14 protein-coding genes and 1 pseudogene are annotated in these 17,782 nt (G+C 49.2%); 1 reads left to right on the plus strand and 14 read right to left on the minus strand.

The genetic code is table 11. The features are described from left to right. From ACP5SG_RS06685 to ACP5SG_RS06700, 4 genes are all read right to left on the minus strand, one after another. Positions 1 to 819, minus strand: an 819-nt coding sequence (locus ACP5SG_RS06685) for an ATP-dependent metallopeptidase FtsH/Yme1/Tma family protein (RefSeq protein WP_428123046.1), incomplete at its 3' end; no start/stop codon positions are given. A gap of 153 nt (positions 820 to 972) precedes the next feature. Further along, positions 973 to 1,497 carry a tRNA lysidine(34) synthetase TilS gene (gene tilS, locus ACP5SG_RS06690; RefSeq protein ID WP_428123031.1) on the minus strand — a complete coding sequence of 175 codons (525 nt, stop codon included), beginning with the start codon at positions 1,495 to 1,497 and terminating at the stop codon, positions 973 to 975. Positions 1,498 to 1,592: 95 nt separating this feature from the next. Further along, positions 1,593 to 2,474: a tRNA lysidine(34) synthetase TilS gene (gene tilS, locus ACP5SG_RS06695; protein WP_428123033.1), complete on the minus strand. Its 882-nt coding sequence runs from the start codon at positions 2,472 to 2,474 to the stop codon at positions 1,593 to 1,595. A gap of 2 nt (positions 2,475 to 2,476) precedes the next feature. Continuing rightward, positions 2,477 to 2,962, minus strand: a complete 486-nt coding sequence (locus ACP5SG_RS06700; protein WP_237887607.1) for an FKBP-type peptidyl-prolyl cis-trans isomerase — start codon at positions 2,960 to 2,962, stop codon at positions 2,477 to 2,479. A 298-nt stretch (positions 2,963 to 3,260) separates the two neighbouring features. On the opposite strand from ACP5SG_RS06700, the gene ACP5SG_RS06705 reads away from it, so the two are divergent. Beyond that, complete coding sequence (locus ACP5SG_RS06705) at positions 3,261 to 6,110, plus strand: 6-hydroxymethylpterin diphosphokinase MptE-like protein (RefSeq protein ID WP_428123036.1); 2,850 nt, start codon at positions 3,261 to 3,263, stop codon at positions 6,108 to 6,110. Positions 6,111 to 6,399: 289 nt separating this feature from the next. On the opposite strand, the gene ACP5SG_RS06710 is transcribed toward ACP5SG_RS06705, so the two are convergent. The 10 genes and pseudogenes from ACP5SG_RS06710 to ACP5SG_RS06755 all read right to left on the minus strand — a co-directional run. After that, positions 6,400 to 8,442 carry a glycoside hydrolase family 57 gene (locus ACP5SG_RS06710; protein WP_428123038.1) on the minus strand — a complete coding sequence of 681 codons (2,043 nt, stop codon included), beginning with the start codon at positions 8,440 to 8,442 and terminating at the stop codon, positions 6,400 to 6,402. Beyond that, positions 8,396 to 9,559, minus strand: coding sequence for a class I SAM-dependent methyltransferase (locus ACP5SG_RS06715; protein ID WP_424661085.1), 1,164 nt, complete (start codon positions 9,557 to 9,559; stop codon positions 8,396 to 8,398). The genes ACP5SG_RS06710 and ACP5SG_RS06715 overlap by 47 nt, the downstream gene beginning before the upstream one ends. An 11-nt stretch (positions 9,560 to 9,570) precedes the next feature. Next, positions 9,571 to 10,800: an ATP-grasp domain-containing protein gene (locus tag ACP5SG_RS06720; protein WP_237887614.1), complete on the minus strand. Its 1,230-nt coding sequence runs from the start codon at positions 10,798 to 10,800 to the stop codon at positions 9,571 to 9,573. A gap of 19 nt (positions 10,801 to 10,819) precedes the next feature. After that, positions 10,820 to 12,016: a class I SAM-dependent methyltransferase gene (locus ACP5SG_RS06725; protein WP_428123041.1), complete on the minus strand. Its 1,197-nt coding sequence runs from the start codon at positions 12,014 to 12,016 to the stop codon at positions 10,820 to 10,822. Beyond that, a complete protein-coding gene (locus ACP5SG_RS06730) occupies positions 12,009 to 13,040 on the minus strand; it encodes a hypothetical protein (RefSeq protein WP_237887618.1) in 1,032 nt (343 codons plus the stop codon). The genes ACP5SG_RS06725 and ACP5SG_RS06730 overlap by 8 nt, the downstream gene beginning before the upstream one ends. 58 nt (positions 13,041 to 13,098) lie before the next feature. Then, positions 13,099 to 14,139 carry an N-acetylneuraminate synthase family protein gene (locus ACP5SG_RS06735; protein ID WP_237887620.1) on the minus strand — a complete coding sequence of 347 codons (1,041 nt, stop codon included), beginning with the start codon at positions 14,137 to 14,139 and terminating at the stop codon, positions 13,099 to 13,101. Continuing rightward, positions 14,117 to 14,839: a pseudaminic acid cytidylyltransferase gene (gene pseF / locus ACP5SG_RS06740; protein WP_237889877.1), complete on the minus strand. Its 723-nt coding sequence runs from the start codon at positions 14,837 to 14,839 to the stop codon at positions 14,117 to 14,119. The genes ACP5SG_RS06735 and pseF overlap by 23 nt, the downstream gene beginning before the upstream one ends. 22 nt (positions 14,840 to 14,861) lie before the next feature. Then, the gene (gene pseC, locus ACP5SG_RS06745) at positions 14,862 to 16,046 is read right to left on the minus strand and encodes a UDP-4-amino-4,6-dideoxy-N-acetyl-beta-L-altrosamine transaminase (RefSeq protein WP_237887622.1); all 1,185 of its coding nucleotides are present in this window, start codon (positions 16,044 to 16,046) and stop codon (positions 14,862 to 14,864) included. Further along, positions 16,043 to 17,032 (minus strand): UDP-N-acetylglucosamine 4,6-dehydratase (inverting), encoded by a 990-nt coding sequence (pseB, locus tag ACP5SG_RS06750; protein ID WP_237887624.1) that lies wholly within the window; start codon positions 17,030 to 17,032, stop codon positions 16,043 to 16,045. The genes pseC and pseB overlap by 4 nt, the downstream gene beginning before the upstream one ends. A 119-nt stretch (positions 17,033 to 17,151) precedes the next feature. Beyond that, a pseudogene (locus ACP5SG_RS06755) lies at positions 17,152 to 17,782 on the minus strand (UDP-N-acetylglucosamine--LPS N-acetylglucosamine transferase); the annotation flags it as partial.

The following is a 17,782-nucleotide window of genomic DNA, read 5'->3' on the forward strand; positions in this document are numbered from 1 at the left end:
CCTCTCGTCATGGCCTCCGCCGAGACCGGCACCCCTGTGCCTGCCTACGGCGTCGATTTCGTCAATAAATATGATGCATGGAGCGTTTTTTTTGGCCTGGATGAAGAGGTCTCTTACCCTTGATGCGCCTACACCCACGAACATCTCGACGAAGTCCGATCCGCTTATGCTGAAAAAGGGGACCCCAGCCTCTCCTGCTATCGCCTTGGCAAGGAGGGTCTTTCCTGTGCCTGGAGGTCCGACGAGCAATACGCCTTTGGGGATCCTGCCTCCCAATCGGGTAAATTTTTGGGGATCTTTAAGGAAGGAGACTATCTCTCCAAGCTCTTCTTTGGCCTCTTCTATGCCGGCGACATCTGCAAAGGTGGTCTTTATGCTTTGATTTGTAAGTAGTTTGGCCCTACTCCTTCCGAACGACATAGCCCTGCCCCCACCATTTTGCATCTGCCGCATAAAAAATATCCATACGCCTATCAAGAGGAGCATCGGAAACCATGAGATGAGAAGCGTAAGATACCATGGCGTCTCCTCTACAGGTCTTACTTGAATCTCCACGTCTTTTTCCTTAAGGAGTTTCAGGAGATCTGGGTCGTTCGCCGGTATAGCCGTGCGGAAGGCAACTTGATTCGTGAAAAAGCCTTTTACCCTTTCATTTTCAATTAATACCTTTAAGACCTGGCCTTTTTCAACGTAATTTATAAAATCACTGTATGTGATCTCCTTGACAGGCTCTTGCGGTTTGTTAAAGAGATTGAACAGGAATATCATGACAAGGCCTATGACCAGCCAGAGACTTAGGTTTTTATAAAATGCATTCAATGCAGTCCTCCACATCTGGACAATATAATTCAGTATAATAATAAATTATGGTATCGTTGTCAGTATGAATAGCGGTTTTTTATCTTTCAAAGGTCTTTCGTATACAAAATAAACCGGATAGTTGTCCCTGTGCAACTGTTAAGTTTTAAGACCTTATGCCGTGGTAAAACAGTCTTCGGGGTTAAAATTGCACCGGTCATGCCTGTGCCAGATTATGCGCAATGTCCGTCGACTTGATGCGTTGATCCTGTAAGGATGTGCGATTTCTACGCCGGCGACCGCAATTATGTCTGACCTAGAGATGAGAAGCGGCAAGTCGTCCCTCAATACGCGAGGCACTTTTCTTGCGATCAAGAAATCCTTGAGCTTTACAAGGCGGTTTGAGCCGAATGGAACAAAGCGGTCACCAGGTTTTCTTGCCCTGATCTCGAGGGGAAAGGCCACGGTATCGGCATCTACAAAGAACGCCGGCGTCTTACCAGATCCATGCCGTCTGAGGCTGTCGAGTGCATCCTTTAAGTCCGTAATCGTCAGCTCTATCAGGCCGTTGCCGGAAGGGGTCTTCCAAAGCCCTGGGCCGTTGACTAGTACCGACTTTTGTCGAGGATTGGGTAGCGGTGACATCTTACAAGGCCTGGACTTTTTTGTAAAGATAAGCCTGTCGTAACGTCGGGCCACTGCTGAACCTCCGGGCAATGGGCAATTCCCGCCTGGATCGATCCCCATGACGATTGAGTCTATGGTTTGGAGGTGGATACTCCTTATGGCGCCGTTTAGACCTTCAAGTCTTTTGAGCGCAGATTGATAAACTCTTCGCCTGATTGGTGCTGGCTGAGGCGTAATTTTAGGACATCGAATACCATATGACAGCCGCCGTTTGACATCAAGGCCCTACCGAATGCGGAGGCGGCCATGTCTTCAAGGAGCTGGTGTTCCTCGGAGAGGAGACTTGTCATACGGTTTAACGTATTTACTATGGCCGGATTGAATTTCATTGCGAGAAACGGTATAAGGTCTTTTCGGATTCGGTTTCGTAGATATTTCGGGTTATCGTTGGAGCTATCTTTTATAAACTCGAGGCCGAAGGCTGCAAGATGCCTGAGCACACCCTCTTTTGAGACCTTAAGGAGCGGACGTATGATTCCATCTTGTCTCTGCAGCGGAATACCGCTCAGGCCGGCGAGTCCAGAACCTCTCAAGAGGCGCATAAGAACCTCTTCGGCCTGATCGTCGGCTGTGTGTCCGGTAGCTATGTAGGTGCAACCTGTTTTTTCTCTTACGTGTTTAAAAAATCCGTATCTCAACGCCCGTGCGGCGTCTTGGATGCATAGGGCATTTTGTCTCGCATATGCCTTCACGTCTCCCGTCCCGAGGTGGAACGGGAGCATGAAACGTCCGGCCATTTCTTCCACGAAACGCGCATCCCTTTTTGATTCCTCGCCTCTCAAATTGTGGTCGAAGTGTGCAACCTCGATCTTTATATCCCATGTACCACTAAGGAGATATAATATGTGAAGGAGACATATAGAATCAGGTCCACCTGATACCCCTACAAGTATCCTGGCCCCTGGTTCAAAGAGCCTGTGTCTTGTTATTGTCTCCCTGACCGTGTCCAGGATGGGGGATCTGACAGCCTCACGGGCCGTCTTTAGCATGCTCAGCCCTTTCCTTTCGGCATGGACGGACCCATGGCGGCGATGAGTTCCATGTATGACGCAGGACGTGCCTCGGTTACAGTCACCTTCATCATCATGTCTTTTCCAGCCGCCGGATGGTTGAAATCTGCAATCACCGAGTCCTTGCGGATTTCTTTTACGGTAAAGCCGAACCGTTTGCCGTCATGCCCTGTTTCTTCGTAATATGCTCCCTCTCTCAATTTCTCCGGATGGTTTATATTTGAGATGTCTATCTCACTTACGAGATCTGGATTATATGGTCCGTAGGCCTGTTCGTGTGGTATCGTAACCTCAAATTCGTCTCCTTCTTCATGGCCAGCGAGGGCAGATTCAAGTGCCGCCGGTATCCTCTCTCTACCATAGATGAATTTGGCGGTAAACGGCCGCTTTAGACGTTCAGGTAGCTCACCATTCCTTAAGCTTAATGAATAATTTATTTGTACTACGGTGTTCTCTTCGATTTTCATAATAGATATCTTCTTGTTCAGCAAATAAAAGCTTTTTGTATTATTAAAATTGATGATCTTGTAAAAAGTCGTTATATACTATGGCTAAGTAAAAATCGTCAAATGCAAGACGCGCAGATCCTGAGGAATGAGGCGTACTTCCTGTGCGCCGCAGTGACGAAGGCTGTAGCGCAGCATTTGGCGACTTTCTGCGACGTCATCAAAATTAAATAAAATTATAAATCAATAATAAGATAAGTGAAAGTCTTTGATGGCCTATTCCTTCGGCTAGGGAGGATGAATTGGATCAGGGGGTGATATGAATAAAACGTTTGAATTAAACCTCAAGGCCTTGGAACAGGTCTTTCCCAAGCTTTATAACTTAGTAAAATTACATAATTATATGCCACCAGGAGAGCTCGTGCAAGGGAAGACGGGTGTCTTGACCTTAAAGTATGATCTCCCATCAGGTACCCTCCTTGCCTACGGCATGGACGACCCTATGAGAGATGCGGCGGTGCATCTACAGACCGTGCCGCCAGCCTCTACCGGTGTTGCGGTGTTCATCGGCATGGGACTTGGATATGGCCCGCTCATAGTCTTAAGGGAGCGGCCCCATCTCGCCAAGATAGTGATTATTGAGCCGTCCATTGACATATTTATGACTGCTTTGATGGCAAGCGATCTCACCGACCTCATCTTTTCAAAAAAGGTTGATATGAAGGTGGGTGTGATAGACCTTAAGAGCATGGAGATTGAGCTGAGCCGCGACGTGGCTGTCTCGGATACCCACATCCTGCGTCATACCCCTAGTTTTTGTTGGAAGAAAGGTCTGTATGGGCAGACAGATGCGGATGTGTACACCATGCTCAATAAGATCAACACCATGGGCAGTACCACTATATACTTCGGCGAGCTGTTTTTCAAAAATCGTCTCTCCAATATTACCATGCTCCCCCATCTCCACAATGCGGACGTTCTGAAAGACCTGTTTAAGGGTAGACCGGCCCTGCTGGTCGCGGCTGGTCCGTCTCTTGACTTGTGTCTTGAAGATATCAGGCGCGCCAGAGACAGGTGCGTATTGATTACTGCTGATGCTGCATTGAATACCCTTTTAGGTGCGGGTATCGTTCCAGACTTTGTGACCTCGGTTGATATGCAGGCGATAAATTTTGAAAAGCTTTCAGACCATATCTGTAGGCCGTGGCCTTTTGCGCTTGCTGTGCCACCAAAGGCCTGCCCAATGATACTAAAGCGGTTTCAGGCCAAGTATAGATTTCTCACATTTGAGGAAGACCTGCCTCAACTATGGCTGACAAGGCTCCTTGGCGTGAGATATTTCATGCCTCCTATGTTGTCAGTGGCGCATCTTTCGCTTGGCCTTGCTATACACATGGGCGCCGATCCAATGATCTTTGTCGGTCAGGACCTTGCTTATACATCGCCTGGCGGTTCTGATCATGCAAGGGGCACGGTATTTCAGGGGACAGGGTTGCCTAAAGGCAGAGAGATCCTCTATACAGATGCTGTTGACGGTTCAAAGGTACCTACAGACAGGGCTTTTTTAAGCATGAAGACGCAGTTTGAAGAGATCATCAGGGGACACAAGGGATTGTTTATAAATGCAACCGCAAGGGGTGCGGATATCAAGGGGACAACGTCTATGCCCTTGTCCGAGGTGGTCAATTTATATATGACAGAGCCTTTTGACGCCGGGGCGTTGCTTGATGAGGCGGTGCAGAGAGAGAAGATGTGGAGGCCGGCGAGGTTTGTCGATCAGGTCCAGAAGACCGTTTCAATTATAAAAGAGATCTTGAAGAAGATCGACAGGGGTTCCCGGATTGCCGCCCGAGTTTTAAGGGGTATCGATGAGCTCAGGCGGTTTGGCGTGGACGCCGGGTCCATTGAGGACCTTCCGTCCGATTTGTCCGCCGAGGTCAAAAGGTTTGATGCCATCACAAAAGAAATTGATGCCTGTAAGGGCCTTCACGATCAGGTGTCGGAGTTGACCTATGGGGTGCTCAAAGATAACGACGTCAGGATTGCTAAAAACACGGCCCTTAGAAACGATGAAGGCTACCTTCTCTGGTTAAGAGCTGAGATCGAGAGGATAGAATGGGTTGAATCGGTTAGGAGAGAGGCATTTATTAAATATAGCGCCGTCTTGAACGGTCTCATCCATCGGTTGGCTGGCGAAGAGCGCCTTAAGAAGGCCTTCGGCGTCAGGCCTTCTGAGACGATGTTTACAGAACTCGCGGAATTATATAAAGATTCTGGAGACTTTATATTGCTTAAGGGGCTTGCTGAGACATATATTTCTTCATATCCTGAAAGTGCTTATGCAAATGCCTTTATGGGTCTCGCCCTGGCTGGGTTACTTGATATGGATGGTGCCAATGAATATTGGGATAGAGCTGTTTCCATTGATCAAAGGCTCGCCGGTGAGATAAGCAGGATGAAGAAGGATGCGGCTGAACCTTGGATCTCATTGTTGCAAAAAGAAGACCGCGTCTCGGACGGGAGTTATTTCAGGTGGGGTGAGGTCTTCCCGGGCCTTCTCGCCAAGTGGCTTTTCAGGATAAAGGGTGCGCTGAAGGGAGAAAGACGGGCTGTAGGAGAGATGATTAGCCGCGCATGGCCTGATTATGCCTTACGTATTGAGAGGTCTATTAATAACGGTGAGGTTCAGAAGGCGGAGGCATTGCTCGAGGCGTGGTCTTTGTTTGAAGATGAAGGCCTTGCTGGTTTTTATTATTTATGTGCAAGGCTTAGTTACCTTAAAAACGATCTTAAAAACGCAGCCGTTAGGCTTGAAAGGGATATTTCTTATTGTGAAGGGTCGGCGGACAGGCTCTCCTTTGCAGCCAGAGTCTGTCTTGAAGCCGGGAGATTTGACGAGGGTATAGGGTTTTTAAAAAAGGCGGTCGTGTTTGACGGTAATGCCGCCATCTTATGGGAAGAGCTCGGCGACCTCCTTATGTCTTTAAATAACTATGAGGATGCGATTTCGGCCTTTGAGCAGTATCTTCTGGTCTTCAAGGACTCCGCCGATGGTTTTAAAAAGCTTGGGGATTGCTACATGGCACTGGGCAGGCTTGAGGCCGCAAAGGCTGCATATGAGGCTGCCGTGCAAAAGATGAAAAAAGATCCAGCATTGTCCCCGGCATAAAGGCTAATTTAGAGACCCCAATATAATTTTTCTCAGCACTTCTTGATGGCGTCGCAAAGGGTCGTCGACCGCTGTATTGCGCTGCATCCTTCGTCACTGCGGTGACAGGAAGTACGCCTCGCTCCTCAGGGTTTGCGCGCCTTGCATTTGACGATTTTTACTTAGCCGTTATATATAATAACTTTTTACGAGACTCTTTTTTGAATCGCCTGTTTACATGCAATAAGGGGCTCGGAAGATCTTAAATGCCCTGCTCCCATGGAATCTGAATCAAAAACAGCTTGCTCACTCAGGACCTGGAATTGGTGGTCATGGAGCCAGAACTTCTAAGGCACAGGCTTACCTCTCTGTTTTTAAAGCAGCTGCGGGTTTGCACATGACAAGAGGTGTCATCCATCTCCATTGCCGAAAAGATCAGACGATATAGGTAATGATCATCTACCGGGGCGTATAGGATATGGCCGGTGACGGCGGATGCGGTTTTGTCCACCTCTACTATTAGACGGTGTGTCGCATCACCCACTATCACAATCCCTGAAGTTACTCCAAGCCCATGGCTGGCTGACACCAGAGCGGACACAGGGGCAAGGTGGTTTATCGGCTTGTCATGGATAAAGAAGGTTTCTGTCGCATCTCCGCCGTTGTGGGTGCTGAAGAAAAGGGAGTCACGTGCAAAAAGTTCCGGATTGAGGGTAATATGGCCCAATCGCAAGGTGCCGTTAGGGCAGCGTGGCCAATAGAAATGATATGCGATTCCAAGTTTCGGCTGATCGGCATTAATGGTGATCTCTTTGCATACAGGCCCAAGGCTGGTTGTGATCTCAGCATGTACCACAAGTTGCCCATTTGTTATTTCCCAGTGCGGATCAACGGCCGAAAGGTCAGTAAGTTTGGGTTGACCCGGTAATTCGAGCACAAAATGACCGGTATAGAAGTCGGCGCCGTAATGGATATCATCGAAATAGCCATGAGGGAGCGTTCTTATAAGTGGTTTGTCTGATATGGTCTTGTCCCACCAGCCGTCCACCGCCAGACCCCGATACAGGTTGAGGCGTAACCGCTGGTGCCTGGTTTCGATCTCAAGAAAGGCGCCTTCCTGCCGCACACGGAAGGCATCAGGGCTTGCCGGGCCGCGATGGACGGCCACTTTAGGGACTGTGGGCAAAAGGCGTTGCTGCATGGCGGCCAGGCGTTGCTGTACCCCCTGCCAGCGTTTGGCTGTAATATGGGTACGGAAATCGCTACTCCACAGGTAGCACAGCTCCTTCCAATCGCTCTCCGCCGGGTCGGAACAGGCTGCGAGCGCCTCGAACAACCGCCAGCATGAGGTATTAAGTCCAAGGCTATCACGTCCGGCCAAGGCCCAGCGCATGAGGTTGTACTTGGCCTGTTTTTTTACGGGCACAGGTTGTTCCGCTGATTCGAGGCGCAGGCGGTGGCCGGCGCCGGGGTGGCCGAGGAAGTCGATCACCTGACTGGGCCTGATCATGGTAAAGCCGCCATCAGTCTTGATCGCCTCGAAGAGGCGAGAAATACGCGTCCACTCGCTCTCATCCCCAATGACCGCCTCAGTACAGAAACGTCCGGGCCGGAAATCGAATATCTCGGCATCATTGCCATAAATGGCAAGGGTCCGCTCGCCAACGCCTCGTTTTTGATTGAGAAATTCAATATATTCAGGCAATTCTATCTCGCCGTGGGCATAACGCTGAAATTTTTGGAATGCAATCGACTTGTTCCAGATCACCGGCAAGGTCGTGCCTTCCGACCCACAGGCAAGTTGGGGGAGATAACGCCATTCGGGATTCCATTCAGGGTGGCTGCTCGCGGGATTGTCCCACTCCATGATTATGGCTTGATAGCCGGTCTCTTTATATATCGACACAATTCCTGCGGAATAGGCCTGTTCGTTTACGAGTGCCAGCTGAGGGCGAAGGCCGAGGATGCCTTCATAGACCTGTAGGCCGATGCGCTGATTGGCGCGGTTGACCGCCGCCGGAACCAGCGGTCCGATAATCTGGACGTAGCCGCTGCCAATGAATTCCGTCAGGCCTTCGCGGCAGAGGCGGCGTAGTTCTTCTATCCATGCCGGGTCGAGGGCCTTGATTGTCTCCAGCGTGTATCCAGAGACTTCGATTCCCATCGGCAGGCGCTGCTCGCGGACAAGGCGCAGCAAGGGCCAATAGCAGCGGTTGATTACCTCGGGGCGTTGCTCTTCCTCGATGGAGGAGAAGGCGAGATTGAGATGGAAGAAGGAGAAGAGATATAACGGTTCAACGATCATATCAGGAGATTGGTTTTCGTGTATGAACATGAATGGCATCGCGGGCATGTTCCACTGTCCCATAGAAGCCGCGGCAAACCCCCCAGATACGCTCAATTTCAAAACCGGCGGCACGTAGCATATCTAAAAAATCCCGATGATTATATTCACGCAGATGATACGGGTTGATGGGTACCCCAAGCGGCCGCGGCATCAGTAAAGGGACTTCTGCAACAAGGACCCCGCCGGGCTTTAAGTTTCTAAAAAGATTTGCCAGCATTAGCCGGTCATTTGGGACATGCTCCAGGGTATGGAGGGAGATCACCATATCGAACCAGGCCTTGCGTCCTTCAAAATCAAAGGTCTGCCCGTCCCCTACCATAAACGCCAGCCGATCGTTTTCAGAGAATCTGGATCGTGCCTTATTCACATATGCCTCGAGATAATCCACCCCAAGAACGAATTCGGCCTTTTGACTTAATAGATGGCTGCCTGTTCCGGCACCGCAGGCGATATCAAGTATGCGTAATCCCGGCGGTATCATAGGGGCTAAAAAATGATATCGCGAGCCTGCGTAATCACGCCCGAAAAATTCGTTTTCCGGATGACAGCGGCGGGTCGCCAGCAGTTCTTCGCGTTGCGCTGCAATATAAACTGGAGCGGGCTCCAGGTACTCCAAACTGAATTCATCAGGGTGCATGTCCATATATCCCCAAGGGTTGAACTTCGCGCGCATCGCCTCTTGAGAATCGCCAGATAAGGAACCAATCTTCTCCAAGGCACTTAAGGTTGACACATCGGCTGCAAATGTTACATCGAAATCGCGTGGCGCCAGCACAGCGTCACATTTGTTTTGACGTATGCAGTGCACCATCCTGTCGATATATGAAAGATCCAAATGTTGCCAAATGGCGAGTACCCGTACTGCAAATTTCTCTCCTCCAACACATTGCTGCGCAGCACAAGTCCTACGACAGACATTATACGGATCCCCGACAAAACTCTGAAAACCCCAAGTGTTGAGCTTTTCGACAGCCTTATCCACCCCTTCGAGTTCGGGAAGCATGATCAATATTTGATTAATGTGAGGCCATTTCCTCAATTGCGCAAGATTCAAATCCTCTGGACTGGATGCATATAAAATTTCTTCTGGACCGGCCTGCACCAATACCGTGTAAGGCTCCATATTTCTTCCTGTCATATGGTTTGGATATTCAGTAAGTCGACGCCGCGTTCGGCGTTTGCAATCGCCTCCTCGGTCGTCTCGCCGCTTGCGATGACAAAGGCCGGACGATCTGCTGAATTCAGGTAAGGCCCAACATGGTCGCCAACCTTGCACCAGACGAAGACCTCGGCCACCCCAGGCGAGGCCTTGGCCTCCTCTACCCCGTTGATGGCCACAACCTTGCCAGGTTTTGGAAAGACAGCACGCACAGCGGAACCCTTTTCGTACTTATGCCGAATATCCCCCACATCAAGGGGCATACCGACCGCCAGCTTTAAAGCGGCAAGGATGTCATTGCTGCCGAAGGCCAGCGGCGAGGCATACTGGCAATGAAAGCCGCCAGACAGACGCGCAGTCAACTCAATGAGTTTGATCGACCCGTCTGGAGCAATGTTGACGTCCACCTTGTGTGCATTGAAATCGATGCCGATGAGTCGGGCGACGTTTGAAGCGAACATAAACATCTTTTTTTGCGTGGCCAGGGGCTGTTGCGTGGTATTTAAACCTGTCTCGCATGGCCATCTTGGAGATATGTAATGGGTATCGATAATAGAAAGCAGGTGCCACTGCCCATGCCAAGCGATCATTTCGATAGTATGTTTTGTTCCCTGTAAACATTCCTCTATCAGCACCCTGCCATCTTTTGAGGTATTGAAAGAGGCAGCTAGATCATAAGCCTCAGGCAAGAGATCTGGTGCATCGACACGCTGGACGCCCCTCGATGCACAATTGTCAAGCGGCTTAATGACACAAGGAAAGCCGATAATTGGCGCTGATCGCATGGCCTCTTTCTTAGTTTGGACAATACAATAGCGGGCCTTGTCCGTAAACCCCAAGGTGTCTAAATGGCGATGCATCATGAGTTTGTCATTGCAACGTCTAGCTACATCTAACGGAATGCCGGGGAGCGAAAGCGCTTTTGCGATAGCAGCTACAGTGATTTCAACATCTGCGCCACAGGTAAAAACACCTTTGATTCTATATCGTTTAGCGAGATCTTGAGCATAAGAAACAGCTGCTGCCATATCTTTAGTACTCACTGGTATAGCGACATCGGCATATTTCATCCCAGGGGCATTGGAGTTATAATCGAATGCGATAATGCCTAACCCTAAATTGTTACGGGCTAAACGATAGGCTGGCATAACCAGATCACTTGCACCGACGATGATCACGTAATCATGGCCACTAAATTGCTTCATATCCACTCCCATTTTTTATTCACTTCAAGTGTGGTGCTAGATCACGATATACACCTACAAGTTTAATACCGGTTCTTAGGCATTGTCCCAGTTTTTGTAAAATGATTTCTTCCGACGCCAGTGAAGATACCAGAATAACATCAGGCTTGCGCGATAAGGCATTATCCAGGTTGATTACTTGGATATCGTTTATTTCCAGTCCCCATTTTTTTGGGTCATCATCAATGATGAATTTGATATATTTTCTTTCTATATCACTTAGCTCCAATAGTGCAGTAGTATGTATGCCTGCACCGTAGATGTAGATGGTCAATCCTTGGTGATGCCATTCGTCAAATGCTTGCCTGATAGAATGAATGCATCGATCCAGTATGTTATGAAAATCGGCCAGTGCCTGTACCGAGTCTTGGATGTTTATGGATGAAACAAATTGCACCGGACTTATAGTCTGTTTGCGTGCCAATACTATGAAGCTGTTGCGAAGCATTGTGGTCGGTGGCTCAACTTCCCAGTGAAGGGTCTCGAAGCCAAATTGGGCAAGAAGTCTAGAAAGTGATGAAGGACTAAATATATTAAGATGCCAATTCTTAAACAAAAAGAAATATTCTATAATATCAGGAGAAAGAGCAAACAGGTTTGGTGCAGCAAGGCATATATAGCCATTTGGTTTTAACATCCGACGCGCAAAAGCAAGCAAGCGGCTAGGATTCTTGACATGTTCTATGACATGATAAGAACAAAAGAGGTCAAAACCATGCCCTGGCCATTCTTTTGGTTTTTTATCTATCAATTCATATGGACTGTTGATAATCTCCGAGAGGTTGAAATGCTTCTTTGCAAAAGCAGCTTGATCCATTGATGGCTCTATTCCTGCGCGGATCACCTTTGGCGAAAACAGAGAAAGAAAATGGCCGTATGCACATCCGACCTCCAAAACGCTGTTTATGGCCTCGGCAGTGGGTATATTTTGCGCCAAGAATTCATAACGCCAACGGGCTTGTTCAAACAGGTCATTTTTTGTATCTGCTAAGTATGCTTCGGGATAAGCCTGTCTGAAATTTTTGTAGCTCGCAATAATTTCTTTTTCAGTTTTTTGCCGGGTAAGATAGGCATGTCCGCAGTTTAGGCAAACTCCATCGGCGATCCCGCTGACATGGGACCATATTTCAGTTGCTTGATTACTACCGCATACAGGGCAATCTACTTTTTCAACCATCGTTATTGCCTTTCTTGGAATTCACTCGGTCACTAAGTCCTTGAAGCAAGGCCTCAATAATGCGTTCCGCACCCTTGCCATCCACTAATTGGCAGGCCAGTCGTCCTTTCTCTATTCTCTGTTTTTGATTCAGCAATCTATCTATTGTCTCCCTTGCAGCAATATCAAATGTATCGTCGTCGACCGCCAATCCACATTCGCAAACAGGCCAATTATTGTATTCTTCTTGCAGTGCTTGCTGTAAATCCAAATGTGCTTGGGTTGGCTCTATGACGACACAATCACGCCCTACACAAAAGGCCTCCAGTTGGGTCAAGCCGAGTTTGGTTACAACTAAATCGGCGTCTGCCATTCTTCTGGCCATGTCCCGTGCTCCGCATACAATTTTGCTGTCTAGCCATTCAGCAATAATGGAATGGAGTTCGTCATTATTGTTCGACTCTCGGCCTATGATGATCTCTGCAGGTCCTCGAAAACCCAGTTTGCTTAGCGCTGTAAGAAATTTGATATTGCTGTGTAACATATCGCCGCCTCCAAAGGCGACAAGTAGTTTCGGCCTATCTCGATTAGTCTGTATTGGCATTGCATGATATTGCCTGAATTGCTCGTCAAGACAGGCATATTTGAGGCCATAGAGATATTTAGTCTTATTAGAATGCTGTAGTTTTTTGGCGCGCTGCTGTGTCATCATGGCATCGCATACCATATCTGCCTCCATCCGCGCCTCGGTCAAGACATCTATCATTAATACAAAGGCCGAGCGTGCATGAAGCTTCCTGACAATGCTCACAGGAATCGTTCTTGGTGTATCGATTATAACTATAGGTGTATCGAAGTTGTTTGCTAATGATTGAAGGACGGTCGTCTCGCCTAGACCATAGAGAATTTCTGCCGTATATTGGTTGAGCGCTTGAAAGTAGACATCAAGCCCCCTACTTCGAGCGGCCTGGGCCAAATAGAAACTTCGCATGATATGTCCATGTCCGAGTTGAGATGATCCTTCAGTTTGAATTAGAATTTTCATTCAGTACATTTTTATAAGTTATTGTCGGATTTTGTAAGATATAAGATAATATATTCAGTCACCAGTCAAGGTGACGCCAAGCCAATGGGGCGCCTTGAGATACATCAACTCGAAGTATCCGGCCAATGAGCATCTTCAAATGGCGAGGCTTGATTTCTCCGATATTTGGACGGACGACAGCAAGGTCATCGCGTGTCAAAGTCATACCTGCTTTTAGATCGCGTGCGGCGAATATGCAGCGACGGCCGCCTGTCAAGCCCTCCTTTTCACTCGGCATGCAACGTTTTTGCCCGTCTCCCATAGCCGCCTCCAGACGACGAACGGCTTGGACCATCAATGCCAACTCATTGACTGTCAATGCAAAAAAACTATCCGGCGTATCGTCTTCTCTGGAAAATGTTACATGTTTTTCGATGACACATGCCCCCAAGGCTGTCGCCGCCAGAACCATTTCATGACCTGGAAGATGGTCTGAAAAACCGACAGGGAGACCAAATGCCTTTCTCAAAGTGTGGATAGCACGCAAATTGACATCTTTATAGATCGGGGGATAGGCTGCAATACAGTGCAGCAGTACAGTTCTGTCACGAGCTGGCCCGAGACACTCCAGTGCATGTTCGATTTCGCCAAGATTTGCCATGCCTACGGAAAGCAAGACGGGAAGCGAATATGTCGATATCTCTTCAAGCAATTCGTCATAGACAAGATCCGATGAAGAAATCTTTATCGCGGGTACCCCGATATCCCGAAGCAGACGCGCATGTTTCAGATCAAATGGCGTGGAAAGAAAATGGATATTCAATGAGTTGCAGTATGCCGCTAGTTCGACGTGCCATTCATTAGGGAGCTCATATTTTCTTAAAATCGGAATTGCCTTGGAATCCATCAATCGTCCATCTGTACCGACCTCTTTGACATTATTAAGTAGTTCCGCCGTCCAAGATTGGAATTTGACGGCATCCGCTCCGGCTTCGGCACAGGCATTGATCAGCCCTTTAGCCCGCTCAAGACTGCCGCCGTGGTTGGTTCCGATCTCTGCAATAATGAAAGTAGGATGGTCGGCCCCGATGGCTGTGTCACCGATTGTTATTCCCCTCATATTTTTCTTCCTCTGATAGTTGCAATGCCTTAAAAATAAGTTCCGCTCTTTGCCAGTCTTCAAGTGTGTCAATATCCTGCACCCTGTATCTCGGAAGAATTATCGGTATTGCGTCCTCAGGAAAGCCTGATGGTGAATTTAAGATCGAGGTACTTCTAGCCCAATAAAACTGGCCTGCGTCGTGATAGGCCGGCTCCAAATCCTGCGATCGGGCCTGATAATTCTCTGGATGAAACATTGTTACCCTACCGCTTGATGTAATCCTGAGGGCCCGTTGTATGGGAGACGGGAATGTGGTTACGGTAAATGCCTGTTCGCTGCCGCTGGATAATAACATATCCAGCCCCTTACATATATCGGACGACCGTATGAACGGCGCCGTGGCGTAGATGGTGCAAACGAACCCCGGCATCCCTACGTGTTCAGCGAACCATTCGACGGCATGTTTGACGACGGCCCCCGTACCTACATAGTCATCGGCGAGTTCTGCAGGCCGTATAAAAGGCACTTCAGCGCCCCATGTCTTTGCAACCTCGGCGATCTCTGCGTCATCCGTTGTCACAATGATATGGTCGAACAATCCGGATGCCTTCGCCGCCTCAATCGACCAGGCGATCATGGGTCTGCCGCAGAAGTCCTTGATGTTTTTGCGCGGGATGCGTTTACTGCCGCCGCGGGCAGGGATCACGGCAATGATCATCGTTGGCTCTTTCATATCTTCTCTACTCCATTATCTCATGGATTGTCTGAACAACCCTTTCCATATCACCCTGATCCATGGAAGGGAAGAGTGGGAGACTCAGGGCGTTTCGGGCGAATTCAAGGGCGTTCGGGGCCTTTGAAGGGCCGTAGTCGTATTCCATGGCATAGTAGGGCTGAAGGTGTATGGGCCAGTAGTGAACCTGGCAGCCAATGGATATATCCTTCAGCCTTAAATAGAGGTCATCCCTGTCAATGGGAGAGGTCTTTGTAAGGAGCAGGACGTAGAGATGCGGGCAGGGGTCATGTCTTTCTTGCCATGTTGGGAGTTTAACCAATCCCTTTGACTCGAGATCCCTCAATGCACTGTTATAAAATGCAAAAATTTCCTGTCTCTTCTGCTTGATACCAGGGAGCCTTTTTATCTGACTCAGCCCGAGCGCGGCATGGATGTCGCTCAGGCGGAAGTTCAAAGAGAGCTCCTGCATCTCGTAGGCCCAGGGCATCCTGGGGATGTCCGTAACAAAATTTTCATGCCTTCTTTCTATCCCGTGTGTTGCAAGCATCTTCACACGTTCGGCCAGGCCATCGTCATTTGTAAGCACGACCCCGCCCTCGCCGCAGGTTATGGTCTTTACAGGGTGAAAGGAGAATATCGCAAGGTCGGAGTGGATGCACTCCCCGCAGTTGATCCATCTTTCATCGCAGAGGTATCTGGAGCCGATGGCATGGGCCGCATCTTCAATCACATGAAAACCAAAGCGCCCTGCCAGGTCCCAAATGGTCGGGAGAGCGGCCGGTATGCCTGCAAAATCCACCGCGACCACGACCTTTGGCGGTCCGGATTTAAGGCAGAACCTCTCCAGGGCCTCGGGGTCCATGCAGTATGCGCCCATTTCGATATCAACGAAATCCACCCTTGCGCCACAAATGGCCATGCAGTTTGCCGATGCCACGAAGGAAAGCGGCGTTGTAATTCCCAGGTCACCTTCTTTTATATCGAGCGCCCGGCAGGCAAGATACAGGGCCGCAGTGCCGTTTGACACGGCCACTGCATATCTTGCGCCGGTGAGTCTACACAGGGCCTCTTCAAAGGCGCTCACCTCCGGCCCTTGCGTCAGCCAGTCAGAGCGCAGGACCCTGGAGACCGCCTCTATGTCTTCTTCCGTGATGAAATGCCTGCCGTATGGAAGAAATTTCCTGCTCAAAGGCTGCCTTCCTGCTGCAGAAGAGACCTGAGCTCTTCGACTGTAAGCCATAGGTCGTTTGTATCGCTCGTGTACATAAAATTTTCTCGTACCGGTTTACCCTTTTTGGTTCCGCCGTTTGGATATACGATAAATATATCGTTAAATTTGAAGGTATGTCTGCCTTCGTCTTCGTTTATCAGGACCTCATGGAGCTTCTCCCCTGGGCGTATCCCTGTAATCCGTTGCTCGCATCCAGGGGCAATGGCCTCGGCCAGATCTGTTATCTTCATGCTAGGTATCTTGGGTATGAATATCTCGCCACCATCCATGAGCGCAAGGGCCTTCGTCACGAGGTTTACAGCCTGGTCAAGGGTGAGCCAGAAGCGTGTCATCCGTGGGTCTGTAATCGTTACGTAGCCGTTTTCTTTTTGACGCATAAAAACAGGTATGACGCTCCCCCTTGAGCCAAGGACATTGCCGTATCGGACGCAGGCGAAGCGGGTTGGTCTCTCGCCTGCATAGACGTTTGAGTGGATAAAGAGCTTGTCTGAGCAGAGCTTTGTGGCCCCATAGAGGTTTACCGGATATACGGCCTTGTCCGTGCTCAGGGCGATTACGCGGGGCACTGCGTTTTCAAGGGCTGCATCAATTACGTTGGTTGCGCCGATTATATTGGTCTTGACCGCCTCGAACGGGTTGTATTCACATGCCGGCACCTGTTTCATGGCGGCGGCATGGACGATCACATCCGCATTCCGCGCGGCCTTGATAAGGCGCTCCTTGTCCCGCACATCGCCTATGAAAAAGCGAAGTCTCGTGTCGTTTATTTCCTGTTGGATATGAAACTGCTTTAGTTCGTCGCGGCTGTATATCCTTATTGCCCTTGGGTGGTATTCGGAGAGCAGTTTTTTTACAAAGGCCTTTCCAAATGAACCCGTTCCACCCGTGATCAAAATGACCTTGTCGTCCCATTCGAACCCATTTTGCAGCTCGTATTTATCCATGCGTACCTCGCTAGAATTCAATCTTCTTTAATGGAATTAAGCAAAATTTGTACCAGGTTGCATGGATATTGTGTTTTTCTTTCTTACGCCGGCATGGGGCGGGCGGGCGGTTTGTCTCTTTAGCCGTTTTTACCCTGTCTGTCGCCTGTTTTATTACGTCGCGAGAGGCGGAGTCGCAACGAGCGCCAGAAGGTCGATGCGCGAGCAAATCGTATTAGCCGGCGATTGGTGAATTCATGCACCATCGCAGTCTCAAAATTCTGAAACCGTTTGAGATAGGCGTCGATCTTTTGTGACTGTATGTGTAACCCACTGATGCGCCCATAGTCGCATACGAGTTCGATAAAGAGTCTCCTGAGGCGTTTCGCCCCTTCGTCTTTCAGCATATATTCAGCCCGTTCAGTGGCGATGCGTGCCAGATCAAGGGTGCGGTCCAGCAGCCGTCTGATCTCTTTGGTGCCGTAAAATAACTTTAGATGTTTGAATTCCCTTAGGTGTAAGGCAGCGTTGACTTCCAGTAGCCGCCGCAGGTCTTTGGCTGCAGCGTCGGCCAGCCGTCTGTGTGAACGGCTAAATTGAATCGGCTCATCTATGGCGGCGATCGGCAAATGGGTGCGCAGATCTTCAAGATAGAGGCGGCGATCTCCACCGAAACCGGTTATCTGCCTTGTGACGGCGTTTCCCAATGAATCAGGATGGGAATCCTTTATGATCAGCGCCATTGAACGTAGAGGCTGTCGTATAGACAGG

The sequence above is a fragment of the Dissulfurimicrobium sp. genome (assembly GCF_049968175.1).
GTDB classification, from domain to species: domain Bacteria; phylum Desulfobacterota; class Dissulfuribacteria; order Dissulfuribacterales; family Sh68; genus Dissulfurimicrobium; species Dissulfurimicrobium hydrothermale.